Origin of the sequence: Parabacteroides sp. ASF519, from assembly GCF_000364265.2 — a bacterium.
In the GTDB taxonomy this organism is placed as follows: Bacteria; Bacteroidota; Bacteroidia; order Bacteroidales; family Tannerellaceae; genus Parabacteroides; species Parabacteroides goldsteinii.
Map to the genome: position 1 here is coordinate 487,040 of NZ_AQFV02000006.1, position 11,949 is coordinate 498,988.

The window sequence follows — 11,949 nt, forward strand, 5'->3', positions numbered from 1 at the left end:
TTCTTTTTTCAAATAAATATTCCCTCTTACTTTGCGAAATCTCTGAATTGTTCCGAAAGCAAGAGGGAATAAAATAGGCGGATAGGCTATGATTACCTGTCTTTTACTTTACAACAAAAGTCTCTTTTAATTTGATATCGTTGGAAGAGGCTCCGATGCGGACTTCAAATTCGCCCGGTTCGACTGTCCATTCCATATGTCTGTCGAGAATTTGCAGGTCTTCCGGCAAGAGGACGAAGGATACGGTCTTTGTCTCGCCCGGTTGCAGGGAGATACGTTCAAAGCCGCGTAACACGGATTCGTAAGCGATTACACTGCTTACTTTGTCGCGGATATATAACTGTACGACTTCGTCACCGGCACGTTTGCCTGTGTTGGTGACATCTACGGTAACGGTTACAGGACTTTGCGAATAGGGTGTTTCCTGTTTTACGGAAAGGTTTGAATAAGCAAAGGTGGTATAACTCAATCCGTAGCCGAACGGGTAAAGAGCACCGTTTACACGGGTTCTTCCTGAACCGTTAGGGCCTTCGAAGTATTGGCCGTCCTGTGAACCCGGCTTGAACGGGAAGTTGAACTCGATCTGTCCGATTGAACGGGGGAAGGTAACAGATAAGCGGCCCCCCGGGTTATAATCGCCGAATAAGGTCTGCGCGATCGCTTCTCCACCCAACTGCCCGGGGAACCAGGCTTCCAGGATGGAAGGAATGTTACGGTCGGCCCAGTTGATTGTCAGCGGCTGTCCGTTGATCAGGACGAGTACGACGGGTTTGCCGGTGGCGTGCAAGGCTTCCAGCAGTTGTTGCTGACGGCCCGGAAGATCGAGGCCAGTGCGGGATTTACTTTCGCCAGTGCAGGATTCGTCTTCTCCCAGTACGGCAATGATAACGTCACAATCGGCGGCGGCGGTGGCGGCTTCGGCAATCCCTTTCTTTTCCTCGTCGGTCAGCGGAGTCGGGACGATTTCGCTGTCGGGCCAGTTGGCGTCTTTTACTTCGCAGCCTTTGGCGTAAATAACTTCTGTCTGATTGCCCAGATAGTCTTTGATGCCGTCGTAAACAGTGATGTTATCCAGTCCCTGAGGGCCGTAACGGCTGATCATATAGTTCGTTTCCTTGGCTAACGGACCGGCTATAAGAACCTTTTTCGTCTGGTTCTTGTCCAATGGGAGCAGGTTGTTTTCGTTTTTCAGCAATACGAGGGATTGTTTCTGCATATCCAGTACGAAGTCGCGATGTTTGTCGGCTCCGACAATCTTATCGGCGGCTTTCGGGTCTTTTACATACGGAGAATCGAACAGTCCCAGTTCGAATTTAACGCGCAATACGTCGGCAACCATGCGGTCGACCGATTTCATGGAGAGTTTGCCTTCTTTCACTAGTTTACGTACCGGCAGGATATAGTCTTTCGGATGCGTGAAGTTGGTGCGGACGTTCAGGCCGGCTTCTACTACCTGGCGTACGGCTTCCTCATAAGAATCGGCTACATGGTGCTTGGTCTGAACGAACTCGACCGCTTCGCTGTCACTTACTATGTATCCTTTGAAACCATATTCCTGGCGCAACAGCTGTGTCAGGAAATAATAGCTGGCTGTTACAGGCACACCGTCCCAGTCGTTATAACTGCTCATCACACCTTTCGGATGCGCTTTCTGGACAACTCTTTTGAAAGGATAGAGATGGATCTCATGCAGTTCGCGGGGAGCCACATGCGGGTCGGTACGGACGGCGGCATCGCGGCCACCCTTCGGAATGCTGTAAACGGCAAAATGTTTCAATGTGGAAGCTACACCGTTCTGCTGGATACCTTTTACCATCTGTGTGCCCAGTTCGCCTACCAGATAAGGGTCTTCTCCGTAAGTCTCCAGCACACGTCCCCAGCGCGGATCGCGGGCGACGTCGAGGATGGGAGCGTACACATTATTGTATCCTAAAGCCTTTGCTTCCTTACCGGCTATATCTCCCGCCTGATGAACCAGGTCGCGGTTCCAGGTGCTGCCGATATTAATGGGAGCGGGCAGGGGAGTTGCCTTGGTATGGTTCAAGCCGTGGATGCCTTCGTTGGAGAAGTCTACAGGGATGCCCAGGCGTGTTTCTTCGATGAACCAGCGCTGCGTTTTGTTGATCGCTTCGGCATGGTTGCTGAACGGGTAGATCAGGTCGGGTGTGCGGCGGCGGGCGCTTCCCACACCGTTCAGTTGTTCGTCGATATTGGCGATACCGTCTTTCCAGATCTCATTCTTCCATCCTTCGGTGGGCAGGGAGTCTTTCAGGACACGCCCGAAGCCGTAGAGGGTGGCCATCTGGCAACTTTTTTCTTCCAGTGTCATCTGGTTCAGAAGGTCTTGTACACGCGCTTCGATAGGGGCTTCGGGATCTTCATAAACGTCTTTTACGCCGTTCTTGTTAAGGTCTATCCACCCTTTTTTGTAGATCGAGTCTTTCGCTTGTATAGTCACACTACCCAGACAGGCGGCAGCAAGTAATAGATACTTCACATTCATGTTTTTCTTCGCTGATTATGATATTTTTGTAATAATAAAAACCGTATGATTGTAATCATTACAACAAAGATAAGGATTATCAACCATACGGTCAAGAGATTAGTGACAAAGTGAAAAATACTTATTTAGTATCCCACCATAAACGTGCATCAATTTTGTTGAATTCAGCTTGCGTGTTATAGTTTTCAGTATTCATAGAAGCCTCTTTTGCCGGATACAACACACGTACAGGTGCATTTTCCTTGTTTAGCAAAGCCCCGTTCAAGCGGTCGTCATCCAATATAGGCAGGTCTGTACGACGATATTCAGCCCATGTTTCATAGATTTGCAGGAAGTTAAGATGCATCCACTTTTGCGTAGCGATCTGTTCCAACGCCTTTGAAGCATCAAACTTGTAGGCAGAAGAAGCAATCCAGTTACGTAAAGTCTCGTCCGAAACGTCTGTTCTGGCTAATTCTTCGTCCTTGCCTTCCGCATCACTGGTCTTGTAGTAGTCGTAATAGTTTTGTACAGACAAAGCGATGCCTTTGTTATAAAACTCCTCTGCATTCCCGCTGTACAATCCACGTTGAGCAGCTTCCGCCAGGCAAAGGTAAGTTTCGGCAGCCGTCATACCAATTCCGACAGGGAACTGGAAGTTCTTACGGAAAGTAACCGAATTTAAACAACCATAGGTTTCGCGCAGACTTTTTTCAGTGTTTCCATTATATTCGTTGATCAAAGCAATGGCCTTGTCGGCTGAAGCCGGATAACCTAGGATCTCTTTGCTGTCTTCATATACCTTGCCTTCGTCATCTGTTGCAGGTTGATACAAGACATACAGGCGAGGGTCGTTTGCTTCTTTGAACTTGTTGACCATCAACTCCGGCGCATACATATAAAAACCTTGTCCCGTAGAATGGCTTTCATTCATAGCACGCCATAGGGCATCAGGAGCGGTTGACTGGCCTGAAACTTTGATATACGCATTATCATCGTTGGTTGTAATCAATTGGTCGATAGACAATTCAGACAGTACAGATTTGGCCTTTTCAGGATCTACGTTTGAGATACGCATCGCATAACGCAGGCGCAGTGAATTAGCAAATTTAGACCAACGCTGGCAATCGCCTGCATAGATGATATCCTGACGTTTGAATGTATCGTCTGAAGTTGCTGTCTTGAAATAATCGGCAGCCACCTTCAAATCGTCCAGCATGTTGTAGTAAATATCCTTTTGCGTATCATATTTCGGGCGGAAAATCACTGCTCCTCCGTAGATAACATTACGTGCGGTAAAGGCTTCCGAGTAAGGCATATTGCCAAAAAAGTCACTAGCGATAGCCGTATTGAAGGCCTTCATCACCTTTGTCGCTTCGAAATATTTTTGATAGCTTTTTTGTTCTTCGGGAGATAACGTGGCATAAATCTTATCGATTTCCGTCAACGTTCTCATACGCGTTTCGTAATAGTTTTCCCAACGTCCCAGGTCGTCGGTAATATTCTGATACAACGTATTGCGGTTTTCACCTTCCTGGCGGGCCGTTGTCTGGAGATAAACACCCAGGCGGCGGAACGTCAAGTTGTATGTATCTACATAGTCGATAGCGATTGTTTGAAGCGCTCCTTTAGTAAACAGATATTCTATTTCGCTGGAAGTAAACGCATCCGGATTATCATGCTTTTCATCCAACTTGTCTGAACAAGAAGAGAAAGCGACCATTGCGCTTAAAATGAATCCATATATTGTTTGTTTCATAGATTTACTTATTATGTACATTAATTTTCAAAAAACTTAGAAACTTGTTTTAAGTGCAAAACCGAAACTACGAGCCGACGGGTAAGTCGTATATTCTACATAAGCGTTGGTTCCGCTTGTACCCAAAGTAGCTTCCGGATTGATGTTGGGGACGCTCTTATAGATGTAGAACAGGTTGCTACCGATAAGAGAAATATTCAGGTTCTGCAAACCGATTTTAGACACCCAGTTGTTAGGAAGCTGGTAAGACAGTTTCAACTCACGCAGTTTGATATACGTGTTGTCATACAGGTTATCTTCCGAACCGTTACGGTTATAACGCGAATTGTAGTAATCCGAAGCTGCCACGATGATGTCGTTCTTGCTGCCATCAGCCTTTACACCTTCTGCAATCATACCGTCATGATGTACGCGGCCTTCCAACGCATTGGCAGGAGCCGAAGCACTGTGGCTATCCAAAGCTACTTTTTGGTTGGTGTTCTTGTCAATATAGTAAGCCAAACCGCCATATTCTTCATCACGGCCGAACAAAGATTCTTTGCCGGCACCTGTGGCTTTCAAGAAGTTGTTGGTGAATGAAAGCAATTTACCGCCAAATGAACCGTCAATATGCGCACTCAATGAGAAGTTCTTATAGTGGAAGGTATTTGTGAAGCCGGCTACCATCTTGGGTGCAGCGCTTCCGGCATACGTAAATTCTGCTTCCTGCTGGTAATTACCGTTTTTATCTACAATCATATTTCCCTGATCATCGCGTACCCATTTGCGGATGAATACACTAGGAGTAGCATATCCCGGGACAGCTTTGAAGATAGCCGCACTCCAAGGAGAACCGATCTGGCGGTCTTCCATACCATCAATCAACGAGATCAACTCATTGTGCGTGAAAGAGAAGTTCAGCGTACTTTCCCACGTGAAATTCTTTGTTTCAACCGGTGTACCGTTCAGTTGAAGCTCGATACCGTAGTTACCGATTTCACCGGCATTCATACGCATACCTGTGGCACCTGTAGAGGGAGCGACCGGCACGGTGATAATCTGGTTTTTGGTTCTGTTGGTATAATAAGCCAGGTCGAAACCGAGGCGGCCGTCAAACATGCGGCTTTCCAAACCGAATTCCCATGAATACGTCTTTTCGGGAATAATGTTTGTAGGCGGAACGTCGTTGCCGAAGTCGTTGGTAATGGCCGAGTTGTTGAACGAACCGTAATTGTATTCCGTATTAGTGAAATAAATAGTCGGTGTCGTATTACCTACAACCGCGTATGAACCTCTGATTTTTCCGTAATTCCACCAATCCGGCAGATCCAATGTTTCGGTGAACACAAAGCTTAAACCGGCAGAGGGATAGAAGAAACTGCGATTGCCTGCGCTCAGGCGTGAAGACCAGTCGTTGCGGGCCGTCAAATCCAGATACAAGAACCGTTTGTAAGCCAATTGGGCAGATGCGAACACAGCACCCAGGAATTCACCTCGGTTGTAGCCCGTATCTCTACCTGCAGCTTTCGGGTCTTTCTTGTTATTGTTGGTAGAGAACATGCCGTTGTATTTCAAACCTTCAGAGCTCCAGGTCATACCGGTTTCCGCGATATCTTCGCCTGAGATACCCAAGTTGGCTGTCACGTCGAAGTCTTCTTTAAAGGTTTTGTTGAACATCAACAAACCTTCTACATAATCTTTGCGGTAATGATTGTCGGTCTTGCGGTAAAGCCCCTGCAAGTCGCTCATGTTTGCCGGATCGGCATATCTCTTGAACATTTCCTTGTCTTCCTTCTTGTCGTTGTAACGGTCCGTACCCCCACGCAGGCGGAAGTTCAAGAAATCGAATATCTTGACATTGGCAGACAACGAAGCGATCAAACGTTCGCGCGTCTGTGTATACTGGTTTTCATTCTGCTGCCATAACAGATAGTTGATGATGTTGTCGCGGTTTGAGCCGCTGATGCCACTGATTTCGTCGGTCAGGTAGTAGCCTTCGCTGTTCTTATAGTGATCCTTCCACAACTGGGTGATTTCGTTACGAGGCATCGGGTAATTGGATACGCGGTCAATACGCGTGGGCGGATTTTTTGTATCTGAAATGTTGAAAGAGACGGCAGCATCGAATGTCAAACGTTCGTGCACTTTGAAGTTGCCCGAGAGGCTGAAGTTATGCTTGTTCTGTTTAAAGTTTTCCAGGTAACCGGCATAGTTCATATTGGTATATGACAAGCGGATGTTGTTCTTGTCGGTGCCGTTTGTAATAGAGATACTGTTATTGTTGGTAAAACCATCTTTAAAGATATCGCGATAGTTATTAGGCTGCGGAGAGAACGGACGTTTCACGCCATCCCACCAAACCACCTCCGTACCGTCCATGCGCGGACCGAAGCTGCGGTAAGTAGTACCACTGTAGGTATAATCTCCGTTTTCGTTAGCCACGAAATAAGGCGTGCTACCTCCACCGAAGACGTTCTGATATTCAGGCATGTAAGCACGCTGGTCGTATGTATAGGAGGTACCTACCTGGATGCCTAATCCCTTCTTTCCGCCGTCGCCGCGTTTGGTTGTGATCACGATCACACCATTCGTTGCACGCGAACCATACAGGGCGGCCGCATTAGTACCTTTCAGGATAGACATGGATTCGATGTCGTCCGGATTGATATCGTTCAAGGCAGAACCCTGTTGCGTCTGGTCACGTTCGCGACCAGCCCAGTTAGAGTCTGTATCGTTAATAGGAATACCGTCAACAACGATTAGCGGACGTGTATTACCTTCTACGGAGTTGATACCGCGGATTTGAATCTTTGTACCTCCCGTAGGACCGGCAGCCGTCTGTGCAATTTGTACGCCGGCAGCCTTACCATATAATGAGTTGGCTACGTTTTGTACCGGCACGAGCTGGATATCGTCCGACTTCAGTTCGCTCATGGCATAACTCAAGGCGCGTTTTTCCTTTTTGATACCCATGGCGGTTACGACTACTTCATCCAGTTTCTGTGTGTCTTCCACTAATTTGATATCCAACGAAGTCTGTCCGGTATACTTGATTTCTTGCGAAATATAACCGATAAAGGAGATCGTGATAGTAGCACCCTGGTTTACTGCCAAAGAGAAGTTACCGTCCATATCTGTAATAGTACCTTCATTGGTTCCTTTCACAGAGACGGAAGCTCCGGCAACGGGTCCGAATTCATCAACAACGGTTCCTGTTACCTGTTTTTTTTGTTGATTGATGGCAAAAGCCATTTCCGGCTTACTGTCTGCCGCATACACCTGGTTGGGAGCGCAGAAAATACCGGAAAGCAAAATAAGTCCGATAGGTCTGAATACTTTTTTCATAAACGAATTTTTAAGTAGATTCAAGAAATCTGAAATTTTTGATTGCAAATCTATATGATTGTTAAAGGATGATGTATTAATATAGGTTGTTAAAGTGTTGAATGCGGTTTGCGACGGATTTTATCGTTTTTTTGACAGATATTGCTATTTTATTGTTTCATAGTCGCTCTTGCTTCAATGATCCTTTAATGATCCTCCAGTGAAGGTCCACTCATGGGAAGTGACGTAACAGTGACGTAACAGTGGCGTAACAGTGGCGTAAATGCAGTAAACATACGATAAAATGTTATTTGTATGTCATTTTGAGGCCCGCCGTCCGGCCGGATATTCGTTTTGGAGGTATAATTATATATAAACATTATCATTAATCGTTGAAAATAGTTTATTTTTGCATTAAATACCTACTAATCATGAAATCCAAATGCTTCTGTCTGCTTCTTTGTTTATGCGTATTTCTTCCCGTATTGCCGAAAGATTTATATTTCAGGCATATTGATTTGAATGAAGATTTTACGCAACCTTCTGCCATATCCGTTTATCAGGATGCTCAAGGACTGATTTGGTTTGGAAATGATAATCTGAATGCCTATGATGGGAGAGTGGTACACTCTTTTCGCCTTTCCAATTATCTGGAAGGGGCGGAAGATAATAATATCCACGGGATATGTGGGGATGGAGAGGCGTTGGTTTATATGCTGGCCAACAAGGATGTGGTTATTTTTGACAAACAGGCTGAAGAGTTCCGCTGGGCAGGCGTAAAGGCGCAAGCCATCGAATATCATGAGGGAGTGTTGTATTATGCTGTCGGGAATGAAGTGTTTCGCTATCTACCGGAGGGGGAGGCGGAAAAGGTCTGTGCGTTGCCTGAGCGGTCGGTTATAATCAAGGATTTGTTTTGGCAGGACGGGGTTTGTTGGATGGCTACCACGCGTGGCGTGTATTGTTTTGATAGGAACACGTTGCAGGCGATGTTGGAAGACGAGTCGGTCACTTCCTTGTTTATGGATCGCGACGGGAGATTGTGGGTAGGTACGCTGTCGAACGGGGTGAAGATGCTTGATCGGGGGAGGTGGCTGTCATGGCAGGAAAACGACCCTGTACGTCCTTTGGTCAATAATCAGGTACGCGTCATCAATCAAGACGACAAAGGGAATGTCTGGATCGGAACCTACGATGGCATCACTGTGGTAGATCCTTCTCTTCGCGATCATTATCATTTGTTGCATAAGGAGCAGGCGCCTTGGTCGTTGAAGCATTCGTCGGTGTATGCGATTTATAAGGATAACCAGGGGGGCATGTGGGTTGGCACCTATTATGGCGGGTTGAGTTATTTTAATCCGGATACGGAGAATTATGCTTTCTATTCCAATGTCGGCGGAGCGGGCGGTTTGAACGGTTTTTTGTTCGGCAAAATGACTGAAGACGGCAGGGGCAATTTGTATGTGGCCACCGAACACGGGAAGTTGAACTGCCTGGATCGTAATACCCGGAGGGTAAAGCCGCTCGATGCGGCCTTGTCGGGGCTACCGGCCTCTACTACCAAATCTGTCTGGTATGATGCTGCTACCGGGTGTCTGTATATCGGCACGTTTCAATATGGTTTGTATTGCTATTCGTCGGGTCGCCTCGAAGCGGTGGGGACAGATTTGCTTGCGAATGATAGTCAGCGTATCATAACCGACCTGATTCCCTGGAAGGACGGGCTGATAGTCGTTTCGCAAGATGGATTGTTTTTGCTGGATTTGGATACCCGGCAGTTGTCGCCTTTATTTTCCGACAAGGGCCTTCGTGAGCAGGCGGGAGGTATTATCAGGTCTGCCTTTTTGGATAGGGAGAACCGGTTGTGGCTTGCCCTGGCCAATAAGGGGGTGGTTTGTGTCCGTATGGATGACCAGGTTGTCGAGGTGATTCCTTCGGTGAGAAACCGGATCGGAAAGAAACCGGTACAAAGCATTGAGGGCGACGGGCGCGGGCATATCTATTTTGCCGTGTCGGGTATCGGCCTGCTGGCGTATGATCCGGTGGATGACTTTTGGTCGTGTTATAACCAGGAGCAGGGGCAGTTGCTGACGAACGATTCTTTTCGTGTGCTGGTCACTCCCACGGGGCGGTTGTTGGTTACTTCGAGCCGGGGCATCACGTTGTTGGATATGAAAACCGGGAAAGCGGCTCATACGCTATTGGGGGTATCTTCGCCTTTGCACCGTCTGAATGCCAATTGCGGCGTGTATCTTTCGCCTACCGACAGCATGATTTTTATCGGTGGGATAGAGGGGATGATTGCGATGAAAGAAGCTGGCTTTTCGTCGGTGGAGACGCCTTATACGATATTGTTTAACAGTCTTTCCGTGAATAATACGCCGGTCGGGCCTTCTGCTTCTTCCGGTATTTTACAGAAATCGATTTTCTATACCTCCGGATTTACTTTGCCTTATGACCGGAATAACATAACGTTGGGTTTTACTTCCACAAATTACCGGCATGTGGAAAAGAATCTGTTTGAATATAAAATGGAGGGGTTGGACAAGCAATGGACACGTACACGGCACCGGCAGATTGTCTATACTTCCATTCCTCCGGGAAAGTATACTTTATGCCTTCGTGAGATGGGTGGGGGGAAGCAGATTAACCTGTCTGTACAGGTACGTGCGCCTTTTTATGCCTCGTGGTATGCTTTTGCGTTGTATGGTTTATTGATTCTTTTATTTTTGGTCTGGTTGATTCGTTTTAACAGGAGCCGTGCGGTTTTGAAGGCTTCGTTGCAACTGGAGCAACAGGAAAAGGAGCGTATAGAGCGGTTGAACCAGATGAAGTTGAAGTTCTATATTAATATATCGCACGAACTGCGTACGCCGTTGACCTTGATAATTACTCAGATTGATCTTATTCTACAAAATTACGGCTTGACAGGAGCCTTGCGGAGCAAACTGTTGAAAGTACGTCAGTACACCTCTCAGATGCAACAGCTTATTACTGAAGTACTTGATTTCAGACGTTTGGAGCAGGGGAAGATGCCGCTTCGTGCCAGGCCGCAGAATATGGTTGTATTCATGCGCCGGTTGTTTGATTCCTTTAAGGATTATGCTTTGACCAATCAGATTCAGTATAGTTTTGAAACAGTGGAAGATGAGATACCTGTATGGTTCGATCCGATACAAATACGTAAAGCGTTTAATAATTTGCTTTCCAATGCGTTTAAGTTTACTCCGAAAGGAGGAACGATCCGGGTGAGTCTACTTCGTAAAAAAGGGATAGTCGAGATACGTATCTCTGATACTGGCTCCGGCATTCCCCGGAGCCAGCAGGCGCATATCTTCGAACGATTTTATCAGGCGGATAATGCGTCGGGGGTTACTTCGGCGGGAAGTGGTATCGGTCTGTCGCTGACCAATGAGATCATTATGCAGCATAAAGGGCAGATCGGGATGGAGAGTGAATTGGGAAAGGGAACCACCTTTACGGTTACTTTGCGCTTGGGTGACGAGCATTTTACTTCCGAACAGAAATCAACAGAGACGCAATCTACCGACATGCTGCCCGGACAGGAGGTGGTGCAGGAGAGGGGTGTGGCCGGTTTATTGGATTTGCCGGACATCGGAGAGGAGGCAAAGTCTTTTTCCGTATTGCTTGTAGAGGATAATAAAGATTTGTTGCAAGTCTTGGAAGAGGCTTTTTCCATCAAATATAGGGTCTATAAGGCAGAGGATGGAGAAGAAGGCATTCGTTTGGCTGAGGAGAAGCAGCCGGATCTTATTATCAGCGACGTGATGATGCCGGGTATATCGGGGACTGCTATGTGCCAGCGGCTGAAACGTCAATTAGAGACGTCGCATATTCCGATTATCCTCTTGACAGCCCGTGTCGATTTAGAGAATGCCTTGGAAGGGCTTAAATGCGGTGCTAGCGATTATATCATGAAGCCCTTCAATATTGAGTTGCTTTTGTTGAAGTGCCATAATATCATTACCACTTTGAAAAGCCATCAAACTCGTTTTCATGCAGAGGTGGCATCGGTTCCTTCCGAGTTGGCAACCAATCGTCTGGACCAACAGCTTTTGGACGAATCTGTGCGGATTATAGAGGAAAATATGGAGAATAAGGATTTTGACATCGATATGTGGTGCCGTGAGATTGCTATCGGCCGTACCCGTCTGGGTACCAAGATCAAAGCGATAACAGGCCTGACCTTGAATGATTTTATCATTCAGACGAAACTTCGTAAGTGTGCCTCTTTGTTGGAAAAGACAGATTTGACGATTGCAGAGATTAGCTGGAAGACCGGCTTTTCCAGTTCCAGTTATATGGGGAAAAACTTTAAGGACTATTTCGGTGTCACTCCGTTACAGTACAGGAAAACGAAGAATGCTTCTTCCTGAAATCAGTA

The 11,949-nt window shown here is 46.8% G+C and carries 4 protein-coding genes; 1 reads left to right on the forward strand and 3 read right to left on the reverse strand.

The features are described 5' to 3' along the window. Nucleotides 1-103: 103 nt before the first annotated feature. The 3 genes from C825_RS02020 to C825_RS02030 form a co-directional block, all read right to left on the reverse strand. Nucleotides 104-2,503 carry a glycoside hydrolase family 3 N-terminal domain-containing protein gene (locus C825_RS02020; protein ID WP_010801212.1) on the reverse strand — a complete coding sequence of 800 codons (2,400 nt, stop codon included), beginning with the start codon at nt 2,501-2,503 and terminating at the stop codon, nt 104-106. 121 nt (nt 2,504-2,624) lie between these two features. After that, nucleotides 2,625-4,241, reverse strand: coding sequence for a SusD/RagB family nutrient-binding outer membrane lipoprotein (locus C825_RS02025; RefSeq protein ID WP_010801213.1), 1,617 nt, complete (start codon nt 4,239-4,241; stop codon nt 2,625-2,627). A gap of 36 nt (nt 4,242-4,277) precedes the next feature. Continuing rightward, complete coding sequence (locus C825_RS02030; RefSeq protein ID WP_010801214.1) at nt 4,278-7,565, reverse strand: SusC/RagA family TonB-linked outer membrane protein; 3,288 nt, start codon at nt 7,563-7,565, stop codon at nt 4,278-4,280. 410 nt (nt 7,566-7,975) lie between these two features. On the opposite strand from C825_RS02030, the gene C825_RS02035 reads away from it, so the two are divergent. After that, nucleotides 7,976-11,941, forward strand: a complete 3,966-nt coding sequence (locus C825_RS02035; RefSeq protein ID WP_010801215.1) for a hybrid sensor histidine kinase/response regulator transcription factor — start codon at nt 7,976-7,978, stop codon at nt 11,939-11,941. The last annotated feature ends 8 nt before the right edge of the window (nt 11,942-11,949 follow it).